Raw genomic sequence first — 18,068 nt, forward strand, 5'->3', positions numbered from 1 at the left:
GCGGCAATGAAAACGTAGCTTTTATTTATTAAGTTGTAAAATAAGTTATAGTTATTTCAAAAATGATATAGTAGAATATGTTATAGTAGGGAAGCCTGAGTTGTATGCGTTCAGGCTTCTTGTTTTGAAGAAATGCCAAGAGGCAATAATCAGATTTTGGAGGGAAACAATGGAAGAAGAAGAGATTTCTTTAGGTGAAATTTTTGCAATCATAAAGCAGCGACTGTTGCTGATCATCAGTTTGGGCATCGTTGGTTTGCTTGTATCAGCGCTCTATACTTTTTTCCTGGTGACGCCGATGTACGACTCCACCACGCAACTGTTGGTTAATCGCACGTCCGACAGCGCCAACGAGATTCAACTCAGTGACATCAATACAAACGTGCAGATGATCAATACCTACAAGGACATCATCAAGGGGCCGGTCATCCTGGGCGATGTGAAAGATAATTTGTCGTCCAATTACACAGTCGGCGAATTGGCGAACATGGTGACAATCGGTTCGAACGAGAATTCGCAAGTCTTCTCCATGACCGTTATTTCCGCCGATCCGGTCGAAGCGGCCGAGATCGCGAACGAAATCGCGACAACTTTCCAGACCAATATAGGCGAAATTATGAAGGTCGAGAATGTCTCAATCATTTCTGAAGCGGTCGTTGATCCTAATCCGATTTCACCTAATGTCTTGATGAATTTGGTATTGGGCGCGCTGGTGGGCGGCATGCTGGGACTTGGCTTAGCCTTTCTGCAGCATTTCATGGACCGCTCTATCCGCGACAACCAATTCATTACGCAAACGATCGGTTGGCCTGACTTGGGTGTCATCTCTGAAATGGATGGGGATGAGATTGCGGCAATCTCCCAATACCAAGTGACCGAAACAGCCAAAAGCAGAAGAGAGAGGGTAAGATAGGATGGCCAGAAAAAAAGATAAACATGTGCGCCAAAATACCGGGCTCATCACAATGGCTTTGCCTGGTTCTGCCATATCGGAACAGTTCCGGACTTTGCGGACGAACATCCAGTTCTCAATGGTGGATAATAACCTGAAGGCTTTGTCCATCGTCTCCGCGGCTCCGAATGCCGGTAAATCGACTGTTTCGGCCAACTTGGCAGTGACCTTCGCATCCCAAGGGATGCGTGTCCTGATCGCCGACTGCGACTTCAGAAGACCGACCGTACACAAAAATTTCAGCCTGCCGAACGGGCATGGCATGACGACCCTTTTGACCGACAAGAGCGGCTCCATCGAGGATCACATCCAGACGACCAAAATGGAGAACCTGTTCGTCATGACGAGCGGACCGATTCCGCCGAACCCGGCGGAATTGCTGTCCAGCAAACGCATGATCCAATTGGAGCATGAACTGGAAGGCATGTTTGACCTTGTCATCTACGATACCCCGCCTTTGCTGGGCTTTGCGGATGCTCAGATCATCGCCGGACGCGTCGATGGCGTCATTTTCGTCGTGAACCACGGCATCGCGACCAAAGACGAAGTATCACGCGCATCGGAATCCCTGAAGATGGTCAATGCCAACGTGCTTGGCGCCGTCTACAACCGCGTACCGATCAACAGCAACGACAACAGTTACTATTATTACTACAATCAAGAAGAATAAGTTAGTCTTTGTAATGCTCAGAGAGAAACATCTTCCCTTAGGGGAAATATAAAGTCAAAATAACTATGAAAATAATTCTGTCTTTTACATTTATTAAACCGAAAAATCCCCATAAATCGCGTTATAAACATGCGTTTGTGGGGATTTTTTTTGGTATATAGATATGTATGTTTGCTTTTATTTTTTTCAGTAGGAGGGAATCTATTCTTGGTCAAGTTCATCCAATATATTTCTTAATTTGTTACAAATCACAAAAAGTGTGATTGAATAAAATCTCGCTTTTTATGTAAATTGTCCCCCTTAAATGGTATAATTAGATTGTATAGCTTATTTTACTATTTTTTAATAAATTGCTAAACCGAGTAATTAGCGGAGACTTTGGAGGAACATTAAAAAATGTATGGAAAACTGAAACGAATGATTGATTTTGCTCTGTCTGTTTTGGCTATTGTCGTGCTGTCCCCGGTCTTTTTGATTTTGATTGTTGCGATAAAATTAGACTCACCAGGGCCAATTTTCTTCAGACAGAAAAGGGTAGGGACAAACAAAAAGTATTTCAATATCCTGAAGTTCCGGACGATGCGTATCGACACACCGAAAGACATGCCAACCCATTTATTGAACAATCCGGAACAATACATCACAAAAGTTGGGAAATTCCTGAGAAAGACCAGCTTGGATGAATTGCCGCAGATTTTCAATATTATCGTTGGCGAAATGGCCATCATCGGTCCTCGCCCTGCGCTTTGGAATCAATATGATCTGATAGCAGAAAGGGATAAGTATGGTGCCAACAATGAGCGGCCTGGATTGACCGGTTGGGCGCAAATCAATGGCCGCGATGAATTGTCGATTGAAGTGAAAGCGGCTTTGGACGGCGAATATATCCAAAAAATGGGCTTTGCCTTTGACGTGAAATGCTTCATCGGAACGATCACTAGTGTGTTGAAGAGCGACGGTGTAGTTGAAGGCGGAACAGGAGCGACAAACGAATGAAGACAATATTGATTACGGGTGCCAACAGTTATATCGGCAACGCCTTTGAAAAATGGCTCTCACAATGGGCCGATAATTATCGAGTGGATACTGTTGAAACAAGAAATGGTGAATGGCAAGAGAAGGATTTTTCCGAATATGATGTCATTTTCCATGTTGCTGGGATAGCCCATCAGGATGCGAAAGCGGACCAAGAAGAATTTTACTACAAAGTGAATCGAGATTTGACTATTGCGGTCGCCGAAAAGGCAAAAGAAGAAGGATGCAAACAGTTCATATTTATGAGCAGCATGATTGTCTATGGCGCCAGCAGCAAGATTGGCGAAACTAAAGTCATAACTAAGGAGACGATCCCCCATCCAGCCAATTTCTACGGAAACAGTAAGCTGTTGGCGGAGCAAGGAATTCTACCTTTGCAGTCGGATGACTTCAACGTTGTTGTTTTGCGTCCACCGATGATTTATGGTAGAGGTTCTAAAGGGAACTATCCTTTGCTGGCGAAATTTGCCAAGATATCGCCCTTTTTCCCGGATGTGGAAAATCAGCGTAGTATGCTTCATATCGACAATCTAACGGAATTCATTCGTCTGATGATCGACAATGAAGAGAGCGGTATTTTCTTCCCACAAAACAAGGAGTACGTGAAGACTTCCGAAATGGTCAGGAAGATTGCAGCCGCAAGTGGGGGGAGCATCAGACTGGTCAAATTTTTAAATCCGTTGCTGAAGGTATTGGGTAAAAAAGTGAATGTGGTCAATAAAGTATTCGGCAGTTTGCTTTATGAAAGAGAAATGTCCGATTATCGATTTGATTACCAAATAAATGATTTGGCTGCTTCCATCGCCAAAACGGAAGAGCTTTAAAAAGTTTCCCCCGCATCTTTCCGCTGTGAGTGGGGAAGAACAATGAACAAAGAGCGAAGGGATAGGTAGCATAATGAAGCCAATAAGGGTATTACATGTGTTGAACAGCTTGGGTAGCGGTGGTGCCGAGTCATTTATAATGAGTGTTTACAGAAATATTAATAGGCAAGAAGTACAGTTTGACTTTCTTATCAGGGATGATAAGAATAATATCCTGATTGACGAAATAAAAGAGTTGGGTGGAGAGGTATTTATCCATCCCGAATTCCCGAAGAAAGCAATCCAAAACTATGTCACTCTGTATGAATTTATGAAGAATAAGCATACGGATTATGAGGCGGTACATGTACATGCGAATGCGCTTCTGTATGTCAGCCCCATTATTCTGGCTAAAAAATTTAAAATCAATCATCGGATCATGCATAGCCACAACAGCCGAGTGGCGAACGGAAACGGCCTCTATAAGCTGATTCATAACAGCAACAAAAAAAGAATCAAAAAATATACAACCGCGAATTTTGCCTGTGCAGATTTTGCCGGGAAATGGATGTTCAATGATGATTACATCGTAATCAATAATGCGATTGACACCAAAAAATTCAAATTCGATGAAAAGAGCAGAGCGGAGATCAGGAAAGAATTCCATCTGGAGGGGAAATTCGTTCTGGGCAATATCGGTAGATTCGTTTATCAGAAAAATCATGATCTTTTGATTGATATTTTTATGGAAGTGCGCAGGAAAAACCCGGATGCCTACTTACTGTTGGTGGGTGAAGGTGAGCTTAAGGCTGCTGTCGAAGATAAAGTGACTAAGAATAACCTTCAGGATTATGTCATATTTGCCGGTGTCCGTAAGGATGTACAAAAACTATTGTCGGCAATGGACCTATTTGTTATGCCCTCAAGATTTGAGGGTCTGCCGATTGTTCTGGTAGAAGCTCAAAATTCGGGTTTACAGTGTATTACCACGAAAGACGTCGTGACAGCTGAAACGAAGATAACAGAATTGCTTCACTTCGTACCGGCCGAAGATAGTCCTGGGAAGTGGGCTGATATGGCCACGACATTGCGAAATAACGGCTATCAAAGGACAACTCAAAGTGCCGCGTTAAGCACTGCAGGATTTGATATCGTCGTTTTGGCTAGGGAACTGGAGAAATTTTATTTGGGCAAAGGATAGACCATTACGTCTAATTTTGGAAAGGCCGATTGAAAAAAGGCGGCAAGGAAATAGTGTGTCCACGTACATTGCTGAAACGGAGGAGTATTGGTTGAAGAAAGCATTAATGTTAAGTTCAGTTGCATCTATGATTGATCAGTTTAATATGTCCAACATTAATATTTTGCAAAATTTAGGGTTTGAGGTACATGTGCTGGCGAATTTTCAGGATCCTGGTACTATTACGCAAGAACGTGCGGATAAACTCAAAGTCAAGTTGGAAAAAATGAATGTTAAAATATATGATGTGGATATGCATAGATATCCGGCCAGCAAGGAAAACTGGATAGCATACAAAACAATCAAGCAGATCATCGAAACAGAAAAATATGATCTGATTCATTGCCATTCGCCTATTGGAGGTGTGTTGGCAAGGTTGGCCGCCAATAAATCCAGAAAACTGTTTGGTACAAAGGTTATCTATACTGCACATGGCTTCCATTTTTTCAAAGGCGGCCCCTTAAAAGACTGGCTAGTCTTTTATCCAATTGAAAGATACCTATCCCGATATACGGATGTACTTATTACCATCAACCAGGTCGATTCGGCCGTTGCCGGCAAATTCCGTATGAAAAAGTTGGAATACATACCCGGTGTTGGGCTGGACACAAATAAATTTGAAACGGTTGCCATTGATATAAGTAAAAAGAGGGAAATGCTAGGAATTCCGAATGATGCCTTCGTAATCTTATCTGTCGGTGAGTTATCCGCCAGAAAAAATCATCAGGTCATCATTGATGCCCTGCACAAACTCAATAATAGTAAGCTATATTATTTGATATGCGGCAAAGGCGATACAGAAAATGAACTGAAGGAGATGATCCAGCGTTTTGACTTGGATAACCGTGTGTTTTTGTTGGGATATCGTAGCGATATCAATGAATTGAATCAAATAGCCGATGTATCGGCTTTTCCTTCCAGAAGGGAAGGTTTGGGAATAGCAGGACTTGAGGCCATGGCGGCTGGGTTACCTATCCTGACATCAAATGTGCAGGGCATCCCCGACTACTCAATTAACCGAGTAACCGGATTTAATTACGATCCGATGGATGCGGATGGCTTTGCCAGTGGCATCAAGACGCTTTTTGATGAGCCCGCTTTGGCTGCACAAATGGGATCCAACAATCGCCAAGCCGTAAAAAAATATGATATCAAAAATGTAAATAAAATAATGCGCAGAATATACAGTGATTTGAGTAGCCAATGAGGATAATGCAGCTATTTGTGTGTAAGTGATGGGGGTATACATTTTTTGGAAAAGAATAAAATATATAGAGTATCATTAGTATATCAGCTTTTGTTTTTGGAATATTCTTTACTGACCATATTTGTATATTTTCTCTCCAAGCGTGTGGGATTTTTAGGCATCACCTTGCCTATCACCGGTGGTGGAGATGATGGATACTTCTATTGGGAACAAGTAAAATCTTTCCTAAATGGCGGTCAGATAATCAATACTTCAATCTATCCAGGTCTGATCAGTCGCTTGGTGGCGGCGGTCGGTTTCGAGGATGTCATTGTCATAAGGACATTCAATTATCTGGGCTTCATTCTGCTGGTCTTGGTGGCGGCATTGTTGCTGAAGGAAATCCAGCGGGGCTTTTCTTTGGAGAAACAGCCTCTGTCCGACGATGCATTTGTGCGGACAAACCTGATGTTGGGTTCATTTTTTATGTTCTACCTGAGTTTGCTGATGACCGCAAACTTATCCATCTACAGGGATATATGGATTTATTTTTTTTATTCGGTTTCCATCTATTTGGTGGGCAAAATAATTTTTCAGAAGGCCTATCGCTTTCTGTTTTTGCTCCTGCCCAGCATTGTATTTCTGGGCGGTTTTCGGACGTATGCATTGGTTGCATTCATCGTGGCGACGATTCTTAACCTGTTGATGCATAACAGCAAAAATCTGATGAAATACATCGTTGGCGCAATCATAGTATTTACAATCTATTATACCTTTTTCATTGATTTGACCTTGCCGATTGTGCACATGTCGTTAAGAGGGGCATTGGCATTCCGACAGTTGGGAGTAGAAGTTCTAAATGGCGGCAGTAACATGTACATTAATCTAAATCAGTCAAACATAATTCTTTTCCTCTTGAACTATCTCTATAGTTTTATCGGAAACCTTGTCGGACCTTTTTTCTGGCATATCAATAGCGGAATGCAATTGCTTGTATTTATACTCGAAAGCATTCCGATGATAGGTATCTTGTATTATCTGATTAGACATCGGCATGAGATATCCAAAGAAGAAATATTTACACTGGTCTACGCGTTTGTTTGGATCGCATTCATTGCGCTCAGCAATGACAATATAGGCACGGCAACACGTTTGCGCGTCAATGGATGGATTCCGATTTTGCTCGTGTATATTTCTTTGTGGAATCGCAATTCAGAGAACAAAAGGAATGTGAAGCTGATGGATATTATCAAGTAGACGTCATTTTCTGATGAGGAGGACATAATTACAAGGTAATTATGATAAAAATATGGAGAAAAACAAAAAAAATATCTTATTTTTTGGTATGAGCGAAAATAGAGGCGGAGTCGAAACGTTCATCATCAATTACTATAGGGAACTTAAAAATGATCCAAATATCCATATCGATTTTACAAAGTTTTCGGATGAAATAGCGTATGAAGAGGAGCTCTTGGATTCCGGAGCAAAGATGTATCGATTGCCGGAAAGACGCAAAGGTGTCGTGAAATATTTGCGTGCCCTGATTGCCTTTTTCAGGGAACATCCGGAATATGCTGTTGTTCATGCCCATTTTGTTTCGTTAAGCGGTGCGGAAATGGCAATCATAGCCAAACTATTCAAAAGGAAAGTTATTATCCATAGTCACAGCGAATGGAAAGGGAAGCGGGGGTTCACTAGCTTGATGCATGCATTCTACAAGCCTATTGTTTCAGCTATCGCCGACAAGAAAATCGCTTGCTCTCAAGCTGCTGGCAAATCAATGTTCGGAGAAACCCCTTTTAAAATCATCAGAAATGCAATAGCCGTTGATGACTATGCCTACAACGCCAACAGCAGATACAAAATCAGGAAAGAGTTGCACTTAGGTGATAATCAGTTGGTCATCGGGCATGTAGGCTTTTTTACCTATATTAAAAACCAAGAGTATCTTATTAACGTTTTCGAACACCTGCATAAAGGTATCCCGAATTCGGCTCTTTTGCTTATCGGGGATGGTGAATTGAGGGTGGATATGGAGGCGCTTGTCAGAGAAAAGGGTCTTGAAGATAAAGTAATATTTACCGGCGTCAGATCGGATATGAACGAGCTTTACCAAGCGATGGACGTTTTTGTCTTGCCATCCCTATTTGAAGGTTTGCCGTTCGTGGCGATAGAGGCTCAGGCGGCTGGCCTTCCCTGCTTCATTTCCGATACAGTATCAAAGGAAGTATTTATAACCGGTAATGCCTTTTCGATTTCGATCCAAGATACACCAGCAAAGGTTGCGGCTGAAATTATCGGTCAGATTAGTGATAGAGCAAGAGTCGATGTATCCGACGAATTAAGGAACATGGGATATGATATCAGGACAGAAATCGAGAAATTGAGGAAATTGTACGTCTAAGGATGAAATGCCAAGCATGAAGGAGAAGAATCGAAGATGCACCCAATAGTCAGTGTAATTGTACCCGTCTATAACAAGGAAGAATATTTGGAAAAATGTATCATGAGCTTAACCAACCAGACCATGCGGGAAGTGCAGATAATTCTTGTGAATGATGGTTCGACCGACAACAGTTTGGCTATCTGCAAAAAAATTTCCGAACAGGATGACAGGATTATAGTCATCGATAATAAAAATGGTGGTGTATCAGCAGCAAGAAACTGTGGGATGAGTCTCGCGACGGGGGAATACATAGGATTTGTCGATCCGGATGATTGGGTTGATCTGGATATGTACCAAAAGATGTATGGAGCCATCACAGCTTCCAAATCTGAAATATGCATGTGTAATTATGTGGAAGAAAAGCCGGGTTCGGTGAAAGAAGTGATTATACCGTATAGTGGAATCATAGAAAAGGCTGACATCACCACCGCCATTGTGGCGAATATGATAGCTGCACCTACTCTGAACAGTGGGGAAGTGACCATTATGGGGAGTGCTTGTCGATTGCTGATAAGAAACGGTTTATTGAAGGAAAATGGCATCCGATTTGATACAAAGGTATCCTACATGGAAGATTTACTATTCTGTATCGAGACCTTTCTTTTTTGCGAGCGTGTAGTCATCACAGAGGGTACACATTATCACTATCGGGTATATTCCACCTCGACGGTAGGCTCCTACAAACCAAAATTCATTCAAATGCACAGAGAGATCTACAATAAAATTCAGGAACTCCTTGTAAAAACGGGCAAAGAATCCACATTACATGAACGCATGAACATAAGATATGTCAATATGGCTTTCAATTCTTTTTTGCAGGAAACATATAAAAGCAACAAAAATCCAGCAAGGGAAAAAATACGTACCATAAAATATATTTGCGGTGATGCTACTTTGCAGGGGATATTGAAAAATATTAGCTTCGAGGGGTATACCCTTAGAAAAAAAATGGTGTTGAAAGCAATTAAAAAGAGATGGCATTCCTATATTTACCTCTACTATACAATAGTGAATCCGAATTGATGGTTCATTTTAATGGAAAAGGCATCTGACAGACAGGCAATATAAAGAGCACCTCCTAGTACGATAAACGTATCAGGAGGTGCTTTTCATGTATATACTTATTCTGAATGCGGACCTACAGCCAACCGAGTGGTCAGGTGATCAAGTTATAGTGAGGCTCTTGCCGCTGCGTCTGTGAATAAGCCAATGGTATATTCGGGTTGCCCGGTTCCGATGTCGTAATTGGCCAATCCGTCGACAGCATAAACGTATCCATCACCATATGGAGCATGCGAAATATGGTGCGTCGCTATTTCAGTCCAACTCCAACTACCGTCCTGTGGCGGTTCAATAGCTATGCCTAAGTTCGTGACATCGACAGTTGTTGGAGAGAGGTTGGAGAGTTGGTACCAGTACGTATACTCGCCATAGATGTTGGTGTCATTCGGTGTCACTTGAACTGGCATCACAACATAACCATCGTACACAAAAGGATTACCAGCTCCACGATAGCCCCTTTCCTGCTCATTTTCTTCAATTATAAGACCAGTCGGGTGCAGTTGCCATTGACTATTTCTCCAGTCACCGGAAGTGTTGTAGTAAAGAGACATGCTGTTGGTTGGAGCTTCTGAAGTCGTAAGATACCAGACATCATTAAACTCGAAAACATTGCTGTCAACGAAAACGCCTTCTATCAGTGTGGAATTGTATTCCCATCCTGTCGGAAAGTCTGTAGCGATATAGGCATCAATGTTCCCTACTTGATCGGGTACCATATAGTAATCGCCGGCGTAGTTGAACACCGATGGATAGGCCACTCTTACACCATTAGCCTCTGGACTAAGAACTACTTGATCGTATGTCCAATTGACCAAGTCGGTGCTCACGGCGTGTGCGACCTTATCCGTATATACACCGTTGACATAATCATACGGGGTTAGCACTTCAAAAAACAAATGATAAACTCCCCCATCGTACATGATAAATGGATCTGCCACACCTAAAGGTGAAGATACATCATCTACTTCATTTATTGTCATAACTGGGTTATTTACACCTGCAAGAGGTTCAAGAGAAGGTATGACAAATGAAGGAGTAGCCGGGGATGGTTCCAATGCAAGCAAGTCTTTTATTGTAGCAAATTGATAACCTCTATCTTTTATTTCAGCAATGATATTTCTTAAAGCAGCGGGAGTTTCAGTCGCTGTTTGATTGGCATGCATCAAATAAATTAAACCGGGTGCAATGTCGTTCGTCACCCATTCAGTTATTTCAGCTGCTGAATTTCCAGTCCAGTCCCAGGTGTCAACTGTCCAGCCTATGGTGTAATCGTAACCTAAACTACCGATTGTATCCAATACTGAGTCATTTAGGTCTCCATAAGGTGCTCTGAAATAAGGTTTGGATGTTGTTCCTGTGGTATTGTTGATAAATGCTTCCATCAGGTTGACATCAGTTGCGAGTTGCACAGGAGTCAAGGTAGTGGAGTCGTAATGGGAATAAGTGTGGTTTGCAAGTTGATGCCCTTCTGCAACAATTCGGTTCATTAATGCCTCGTCGGTAGTGCCATTCATAAAGAAAGTCGCTTTTGCACCTGTTTCCTTAAGGATATCCAGAATTTCCTTGAGATTTTGAGCATCACCTCCATCGTCAAAAGTCAGGCTGATTACTTTTTGGTTAGTGTTCACTGAGTTGATCAGTTTCGAAGGACCTGCGTTTGGTTCGATGTAGACACCTTCAAAAGCCAACAGACCGCTTATTGTGGCGAAGCTGTAACCGTTGGACCGTGCTTGGTTGACGATGGTCAATAAAGCGGCAGGTGTCCCAACTGATGCTGGGAGGGCATGCAATAGGTAGATGGATCCTGGAAGCAGATTTTCAATGACGTTATTGGTGATTTGCGTTGAAGAAATGCCATTGTAGTCGGTAGTGTCAACTGTCCAACCGATGGTGTAATCGTAGCCTTGATTCCCGACCGTTGTCAGTACGGAAGTATTTATTTGACCGTAAGGGGCTCGGAAGTAAGGCTTGGATGTTGTTCCGATGGTGTTTTGAATGTAGGTTTCCATCTGGGCAACGTTGGCTTCCAGCTGTGCTGTTGTCTGTTGGGTAGCATCGGTGTGTACATAGCCTTGGTTCCCGATTTCATGACCTGCGCTATAGATCTTTTCCAACATAGTTTGGCTAGCTCCGCTATCCACAAAGAAGGTTGCCTTAACGCCAATGGTGTTAAGGTTACTTAAGATAGCATCCAAATTGGTTTCGTTGTTAACACCGCTGATAGTGAGAGAAACGACTTTTTGGTTAGTGTTCACGGAGTTGATCAGTTTCGAAGGACTTGTGTTTGGTTCGGTGTAAACACCTTCAAAAGCCAATAGACCGCTTATTGTGGCGAAGTTGTAACCGCTGGACCGTGCTTGGTTGACGATGGTCAATAAAGCGGCAGGTGTCCCAACTGACGCTGGGAGGGCATGCAATAGGTAGATGGATCCTGGAAGCAGATTTTCAATGACGTTATTGGTGATTTGCGTTGAAGAAATGCCATTGTAGTCGGTAGTATCAACTGTCCAACCGATGGTGTAATCGTAACCTTGATCACCGACCGTTGTCAGTACGGAAGTATTTGTTTGACCGTAAGGGGCTCGGAAATAAGGCTTGGATGTTGTTCCGATTGCGTTTTGAATATAGGTTTCCATCTGGGCAACGCTAGCTTCCAGTTGTGCAGTTGTTTGCTGGGTAGCATCAGTGTGCATGTATCCTTGGTTCCCGATTTCATGTCCCGCGCTATAGATTTTATCCAACATAGCTTGGCTGGCTCCACTGTCCACAAAGAAGGTTGCTTTTACGCCCAGGGTGTTAAGGTTGCTTAAGATAGCATCCAAATTGGTTTCGTTGTTAACACCGCTGATGGTGAGCGAAACGACTTTTTGGTCTGTGTTCACTGAGGTAATCAGTTTTGAAGGACCTGTGGCTTCTGCCAAAACGGCTAGTTCGCTTAAGGAAAAAGTTAGTTCAGAGGCAGTCGCTTCAATCGGTTCAGTTGTAATTACTCCAGTAGTAGCTTCGGAAACGGAAGGAATGGTATTAATAGTTTCGGATACGGCAGGAATGTCAACATCGGTTTCGGAAACGATAGGAACGTCCACATCGGTTTCTGAAACGATAGGAACGTCCACATCGGTTTCTGAAACGATAGGAATGTCAACATCGGTTTCGGATACGGCAGGAATGTCCACATCGGTTTCTGAAACGATAGGAATGTCCACATCGGTTTCGGATACGGCAGGAACGTCCACATCGGTTTCTGAAACGATAGGAATGTCCACATCGGTTTCGGAAACGATAGGAACGTCCACATCGGTTTCGGAAACGATAGGAACGTCCACATCGGTTTCTGAAACGGTAGGAACATCAACGTCGGTTTCTGAAACGGCAGGAACGTCCACATCGGTTTCTGAAACGGTAGGAACATCAACATCGGTTTCTGAAACGAGAGTTGATGTTGACATATCGGTATCAGTAATTTGGATAGTTTCGGAGGGGGCTTGTGTATCTGCATGAACTTCTGCTTCAATGCTGAAAATTGAGAGTGATAATAAAGCGGGAACAAGTAATAGCAGGTTTTTTTTCATATTTATCTCTCCTTTAGAGTTGATAAATTCGAAATAAACAATAAGCAACCCCTCAATGCTTCGTTACTTATTGCATAAATCCGATGCATTTTGTTACGTTCCCATATTAGCTAGATCACCTCATTTCTACTTTCGAAGATGGTTAAAACGATTGGGAGCAGATAAACAGAGAATCATACGATTCATATTAATCCGGATTTTACATGTGATTGCCCACATTTTTGTGCATTCACAAATTCCTTCAGTAAGCTTCGCTATCAAAGTTGTTGGAAAAAGAATTCCGATTTGAAAAGCTCACAATCCTAAGGGGTTTAAAGAGAAATCATAGAAAGCGTCTATAGGAGATTACGACGTTATCCAAGGAAGAAATGCTCCATCCGAATTTAATATAAACGTGAATTTTTTTAAAACTGTAGTATTATTTTATACCCGTGTAAAAATTTATACTTATTTAAATCAGTATCTGCTCGAAGTAAGTATAACACGAAAGATAGCGCTATCAAAAGAATACAACGTTAATGTCTCAAGTGTAATTTGGTGTCATCGGATAGTATCTTTGCTAGATAAATACTTCTTGCGGTGGTAACTTTTCCACCTTTGTCAGTTCCAAAAGTTACCTGTTCTTCATTTATATCGATTAGTGTTGTCGTCGCCTCCTCTATATGGATTAATATATCCAGAATGCCTTTTGAGTTTTTGGGTGAGGCTATAGTTTTTTTTTTAATATTGTAGTAAAATAGCAGTAGATTGCTTTTCAATGTTAATCTAGGGCGGAGCATTTTTTTGCATTGATAAATTTATAAAGCATAACTGGGAGGATATAATGGAAGGAAGATTCTTTTTAAGCGAAATTTTTTCGATGCTAAGAAAGAGGATTGGGCAAATCATAGTTGCTGGATTATTAGGCTTATTGGTTGCAGGGGTATATACATTCTTTTTTGTGACCCCCACATATAGCTCGACATCCAAAATTGTCGTCAATCAGACACAGAATACCGATCAAGCACTTACAAATACGGATATTCAGACTAACTTGAGTTTGATCAATACTTATCAAAGCATTATCAAGGAACCTATAATTCTGGAAGATGTTATCCAACGGACGGGTTCAGATTTGACTGTGGACCAGTTAAAGAACTTAATTCGAGTTTCCACGGAAACAAATTCACTAGTATTCGGAGTGAATATCACACATGTAAATCCTTTTGAGGCTGCAGAACTAGCTAATGCAATTGCGGTTGTTTTTCAAGAAAAAATCGGAAATATACTAGAAGTGGAATCCGTTACGATTTTATCGACGGCAGCTCCAAGCTTAACGCCGATTTCTCCGAATAATCCTTTGAATCTGTTGATTGGTCTATTTTTTGGCTTAATGCTTGGTATAGTCTGGGCATATTTAGCAGAATTGACAAATAAATCTGTAAAAGATGAAAAGTTTATTGAGAGTCTAGGATGGACAAATCTGGGGTCTATTTTGGAAATGTCAGCAACTGAAATCAATGACAGCAGATTGTTCAAGGACACGCAAATTCAAGCACTGAAAACAGGCAGAAACAAGAGACGTAGAGTTTAAGGAGGTCCGGCAAATGTTTGATAAAAGAAACAAAAAAAAAATCGAAAGATTGGATAAAGAACAGAGAAAAGGAACGTCTTTAATCACGGTGACAAAGCCGAGCTCTATTATTGCAGAACAGTTCCGTACGATCCGGACTAACATTCAATTTTCTATGGTGGACAATAATCTGAAGACAATCCTATTCACATCATCTGGGCCATGGGAAGGAAAATCGACAGTGGCGGCAAACATTGCATCGGTATTTGCTGATCAAGGGAAAAAAGTACTTCTTGTTGATGCGGATATGCGAAAACCTACAGTATTCCGCACATTCAATTTGCATAACAACATCGGGCTGAGCACCCTGATTACTTCAAGGGAAATAAACTTAAAGGATGTCGTACAGAATGTAGATGATGTAGGCATTGATATCATCTCAAGCGGCCCAATTCCGCCGAATCCATCTGAGTTATTGAATTCAAATCGGATGAATGAAATTATCAAATTGATGGAATCAGAGTACGATTTGATTCTGTTTGATATGCCACCGGTTGTTACCGTGACCGATGCACAAATTATGGCGACAAAAACTGATGGGGTGATTTTTGTGGTCCGACGTGGGGTTGCCCATACCGATGATGTCAGGCAAGCCAAAGAATTATTGGATATGGTCCAGGCGAATGTGTTGGGTGTCGTATTCAATGGTGCCGAAAAGAAATCAGATCGCTCTTACTCCTATTATGGATATGGTTATAATCTCGATGGTGAAGAGCAATGATAGATATCCACTGTCATTTGCTGTACGGTATAGATGACGGGCCTCGATCGTTGGAGGATTCTTTGGCAATGGCTGAATTGGCTGTTGCTGAAGGAGTCACTCATATGCTAGTGACTCCGCATCATAAGAATGGTAAATTTGAAAATGTAAAATCTGACATTGTAAGGCTGACGGCTGAACTTCAGAAAGTACTGGATGAGAGAGGCATTGCTCTGACGTTATTTTCCGGACAAGAAATTCGTATCAACGGTGATTTGCTTTCCGATATCGAAAATGATGAAATCCTCTTTGTGGATGAAGACAACCAGTACATTTTGATTGAATTTCCTACAATGTCGATTCCACATTACGCGGAATCGCTTTTTTTTCAGCTCCAGCAAAAGGGCATCATTCCTATCATCGTACACCCGGAACGCAATCAGCAAATAATCGATAACCCTAATGTTTTGTTGTCCTATATCGAAAAAGGAGCTCTTGCCCAATTGACGGCCAGCAGTTATGTCGGCGTATTCGGGAAGGACATTGCAGAGTTGAGCAGTAAGCTTATTAAATCCAACCTTGTGCATGTATTGGCTTCCGATGCCCATAATATAAGCGGGCGTTCTTTCCACATGGAGGAAGCTTTTAAAAAAATGGGGAAAGAATTTGGCGACGAAATAGTGAATGCGTTCCAACAAAACGCGAAAGACCTAGTCAATGGAGATATCCTTCGAACAGGGGCCCCTATGGAAATATATGAGAAAAAAAAGAGGATCAGATTATTTAACTGGAGAGGATGAGTTGGGTGAAACTTAATTTAACAAGAAGGCAAAAATCGGTAATATTAATATTAATGGATTCAATATTTATTTTTATTTCTTCATTATTGGCACGTGAATTGGTGCAAGCATATACCTTTCCTTCAGACCAGTTTTATTTTGTGATGGTTGGCGTTTGCGTCAGTGGATATTTGATTCTAGGTCTACGCTATCATTTGTTTTCAAAAATCATTCGATACACAAGTGTGTATGAAATAAGTAAATCAATGATGCTGATGACGGCATCCTTTGCAATTTCGGGCCTCATCACACTTTTATTCATCAGAACAGTCAGTTATCGTTATATCTTCTTGATGTACGTCTTCTGTCTTGTGTTGATTCCAGGTTCAAGGGTTGTTTGGCGCTTTTATCATGAGTGGCAACAAGGTGATATCTCCTTTCTGAAAACAAAAAGAGAGAAAACCGTCCGCACCCTTGTGGTCGGAGCGGGAGCCGGTGGTAACATGTTCATCAGAAACATCCTGAAGCATCCAGGTGACATCGATATTGTGGGGATCGTCGATGGCGATTCCAGTAAAGCGAACTCTCGGTTATATGATATTCAAATCATGGGAAAAGAATCGGATATCCCAGCATTGGTCAAAGATTTGTCCGTTGATCAGGTGACGATCGCTATACCATCCCTGAAACCGAAAAATTTGGAGAAAATTCTGGATTATTGCAACCAAGCGAATGTCAAAGTGAACCAGATGCCGCGCATAGAGGATGTGATAAAAGGGAAACTGACCGTCAATAGACTGCGGAATATCGATGTAGTTGATTTACTTGGCCGTGAAGAAGTGACATTGGATAAGACGAAAATTGCAGCCCAATTGGAAGGCGAAGTCATCTTGGTCAGTGGAGCCGGTGGTTCAATCGGCTCAGAGATTTGTCGTCAAATAGCAAAGTTCCATCCGAAGACTTTGATTTTATTAGGGCACGGTGAAAATTCGATTTATTTGATCGACAAAGAATTGAGGAACTTGTACGGACGGACTATAGACATCATCCCGATAATTGCGGATATTCAGGATCGTGACCGTATTTTCCAAGTTATGGAAAAATACAAACCAAGCCATGTTTTTCATGCAGCAGCACATAAACATGTGCCTTTGATGGAATACAATCCGAAAGAAGCCATCAAAAATAATATCTATGGTTCGAAAAATATGTCAGAAGCTGCAAAAGCAGCGGGTGTAAAAAACTTTGTCATGATTTCAACTGATAAAGCAGTTAGACCGACAAATGTTATGGGTTCCACAAAACGGATAGCCGAAATTCTTGTGACCTCATTGAACGAACCAGGAAAAACCAAATTTGCAGCGGTGCGATTCGGCAATGTGTTGGGGAGTCGCGGCAGTGTCATTCCAGTATTCAAGGAACAAATCGAGAATGGTGGACCGGTTACTATAACGGATTATCGGATGATCCGGTACTTCATGACTATTCCGGAAGCAAGCCGACTAGTATTGCAAGCAGGGGTACTTGCCAAGGGTGGAGAGATATTCATCTTGGATATGGGCGAACCCGTAAAAATTGTGGATTTGGCTAGTAAGATGATCAAATTGTCCGGTTATACGGAAGACGAAATTCCAATTGTGGAATCCGGCATCAGACCAGGAGAAAAACTTTATGAAGAATTGCTTGTCGATGGTCAATTGGCGGACAATCAAGTGTATGAAAAAATTTTTGTCGGTAGTCCTTCAGACTGTGATAGGCAAAGAACATTGGAGTTTGTTGCGGCGCTTGAAGGAAACTCTGATGCAGACGTACAAACTAAACTAATCGCATTCGCAAATGAACATGTCTAAGTAGATTGCGTTTAAAATTGAAGAGGGGAGGGGGCTGGGCTGTTAAATGTCTCAGGCCTCTTTTCTGTTTTGCTTGAAATCCATATTCAATGACATTACTCTGAAATATTGTAATTATGTTACAGTCAACGGTACCATCTTGAAAATTTATTGATTTATTG

Annotated in this window: 14 protein-coding genes; 13 read left to right on the forward strand and 1 reads right to left on the reverse strand. The window is 41.7% G+C overall.

What is annotated here, in order from left to right; genetic code table 11:
• Positions 1–169: 169 nt before the first annotated feature.
• From C7R73_RS06975 to C7R73_RS07015, 9 genes are all read left to right on the forward strand, one after another.
• Positions 170–913 carry a YveK family protein gene (locus C7R73_RS06975; protein ID WP_106449803.1) on the forward strand — a complete coding sequence of 248 codons (744 nt, stop codon included), beginning with the start codon at positions 170–172 and terminating at the stop codon, positions 911–913.
• Between the two features lies 1 nt (position 914).
• Positions 915–1,622, forward strand: coding sequence for a CpsD/CapB family tyrosine-protein kinase (locus C7R73_RS06980; protein WP_106449804.1), 708 nt, complete (start codon positions 915–917; stop codon positions 1,620–1,622).
• Between the two features lie 396 nt (positions 1,623–2,018).
• A complete protein-coding gene (locus C7R73_RS06985) occupies positions 2,019–2,618 on the forward strand; it encodes a sugar transferase (RefSeq protein WP_106449805.1) in 600 nt (199 codons plus the stop codon).
• The gene (locus C7R73_RS06990) at positions 2,615–3,481 is read left to right on the forward strand and encodes an NAD-dependent epimerase/dehydratase family protein (protein ID WP_106449806.1); all 867 of its coding nucleotides are present in this window, start codon (positions 2,615–2,617) and stop codon (positions 3,479–3,481) included. Before C7R73_RS06985 ends, C7R73_RS06990 begins: the two co-directional genes overlap by 4 nt.
• A 97-nt stretch (positions 3,482–3,578) precedes the next feature.
• On the forward strand, positions 3,579–4,661 hold the full coding sequence (locus tag C7R73_RS06995; protein ID WP_161525887.1) for a glycosyltransferase family 1 protein: 1,083 nt from the start codon (positions 3,579–3,581) through the stop codon (positions 4,659–4,661).
• Positions 4,662–4,752: 91 nt separating this feature from the next.
• Positions 4,753–5,907 (forward strand): glycosyltransferase family 4 protein, encoded by a 1,155-nt coding sequence (locus tag C7R73_RS07000; protein WP_106449808.1) that lies wholly within the window; start codon positions 4,753–4,755, stop codon positions 5,905–5,907.
• A 45-nt stretch (positions 5,908–5,952) separates the two neighbouring features.
• Complete coding sequence (locus C7R73_RS07005; protein WP_106449809.1) at positions 5,953–7,143, forward strand: hypothetical protein; 1,191 nt, start codon at positions 5,953–5,955, stop codon at positions 7,141–7,143.
• A 52-nt stretch (positions 7,144–7,195) separates the two neighbouring features.
• Positions 7,196–8,290, forward strand: coding sequence for a glycosyltransferase family 1 protein (locus tag C7R73_RS07010; protein ID WP_106449810.1), 1,095 nt, complete (start codon positions 7,196–7,198; stop codon positions 8,288–8,290).
• Between the two features lie 36 nt (positions 8,291–8,326).
• Positions 8,327–9,355, forward strand: a complete 1,029-nt coding sequence (locus C7R73_RS07015) for a glycosyltransferase (RefSeq protein WP_106449811.1) — start codon at positions 8,327–8,329, stop codon at positions 9,353–9,355.
• Between the two features lie 146 nt (positions 9,356–9,501).
• On the opposite strand, the gene C7R73_RS07020 is transcribed toward C7R73_RS07015, so the two are convergent.
• Positions 9,502–12,843: a polysaccharide deacetylase family protein gene (locus C7R73_RS07020; protein WP_161525888.1), complete on the reverse strand. Its 3,342-nt coding sequence runs from the start codon at positions 12,841–12,843 to the stop codon at positions 9,502–9,504.
• A 946-nt stretch (positions 12,844–13,789) separates the two neighbouring features.
• Here C7R73_RS07020 and C7R73_RS07025 point away from each other — a divergent pair.
• Genes C7R73_RS07025 through C7R73_RS07040 form a run of 4 tightly spaced genes read left to right on the forward strand, consistent with a single transcriptional unit; the run spans position 13,790 to position 17,907 of the window.
• Positions 13,790–14,539: a YveK family protein gene (locus C7R73_RS07025; protein ID WP_106449813.1), complete on the forward strand. Its 750-nt coding sequence runs from the start codon at positions 13,790–13,792 to the stop codon at positions 14,537–14,539.
• 13 nt (positions 14,540–14,552) lie between these two features.
• Positions 14,553–15,299: a CpsD/CapB family tyrosine-protein kinase gene (locus tag C7R73_RS07030; RefSeq protein ID WP_106449814.1), complete on the forward strand. Its 747-nt coding sequence runs from the start codon at positions 14,553–14,555 to the stop codon at positions 15,297–15,299.
• Positions 15,296–16,078 (forward strand): tyrosine-protein phosphatase, encoded by a 783-nt coding sequence (locus C7R73_RS07035; RefSeq protein WP_239992589.1) that lies wholly within the window; start codon positions 15,296–15,298, stop codon positions 16,076–16,078. The genes C7R73_RS07030 and C7R73_RS07035 overlap by 4 nt, the downstream gene beginning before the upstream one ends.
• On the forward strand, positions 16,075–17,907 hold the full coding sequence (locus tag C7R73_RS07040) for a polysaccharide biosynthesis protein (RefSeq protein WP_106449815.1): 1,833 nt from the start codon (positions 16,075–16,077) through the stop codon (positions 17,905–17,907). The genes C7R73_RS07035 and C7R73_RS07040 overlap by 4 nt, the downstream gene beginning before the upstream one ends.
• The last annotated feature ends 161 nt before the right edge of the window (positions 17,908–18,068 follow it).

Source organism: Trichococcus alkaliphilus (assembly GCF_003008695.1).
Lineage (GTDB): Bacteria > Bacillota > Bacilli > Lactobacillales > Aerococcaceae > Trichococcus > Trichococcus alkaliphilus.

Excerpts from the sequence above, each read along its gene's own strand:
- C7R73_RS06975 (WP_106449803.1), top strand. The coding sequence starts at position 170 with ATGGAAGAAGAAGAGATTTCTTTAGGTGAAATTTTTGCAATCATAAAG.
- C7R73_RS06980 (WP_106449804.1), top strand. The coding sequence starts at position 915 with ATGGCCAGAAAAAAAGATAAACATGTGCGCCAAAATACCGGGCTCATC.
- C7R73_RS06985 (WP_106449805.1), top strand. The coding sequence starts at position 2,019 with ATGTATGGAAAACTGAAACGAATGATTGATTTTGCTCTGTCTGTTTTG.
- C7R73_RS06990 (WP_106449806.1), top strand. The coding sequence starts at position 2,615 with ATGAAGACAATATTGATTACGGGTGCCAACAGTTATATCGGCAACGCC.
- C7R73_RS07010 (WP_106449810.1), top strand. The coding sequence starts at position 7,196 with ATGGAGAAAAACAAAAAAAATATCTTATTTTTTGGTATGAGCGAAAAT.
- C7R73_RS07015 (WP_106449811.1), top strand. The coding sequence starts at position 8,327 with ATGCACCCAATAGTCAGTGTAATTGTACCCGTCTATAACAAGGAAGAA.
- C7R73_RS07020 (WP_161525888.1), bottom strand. The coding sequence starts at position 12,843 with ATGTCAACATCAACTCTCGTTTCAGAAACCGATGTTGATGTTCCTACC.
- C7R73_RS07025 (WP_106449813.1), top strand. The coding sequence starts at position 13,790 with ATGGAAGGAAGATTCTTTTTAAGCGAAATTTTTTCGATGCTAAGAAAG.
- C7R73_RS07030 (WP_106449814.1), top strand. The coding sequence starts at position 14,553 with ATGTTTGATAAAAGAAACAAAAAAAAAATCGAAAGATTGGATAAAGAA.
- C7R73_RS07035 (WP_239992589.1), top strand. The coding sequence starts at position 15,296 with ATGATAGATATCCACTGTCATTTGCTGTACGGTATAGATGACGGGCCT.
- C7R73_RS07040 (WP_106449815.1), top strand. The coding sequence starts at position 16,075 with ATGAGTTGGGTGAAACTTAATTTAACAAGAAGGCAAAAATCGGTAATA.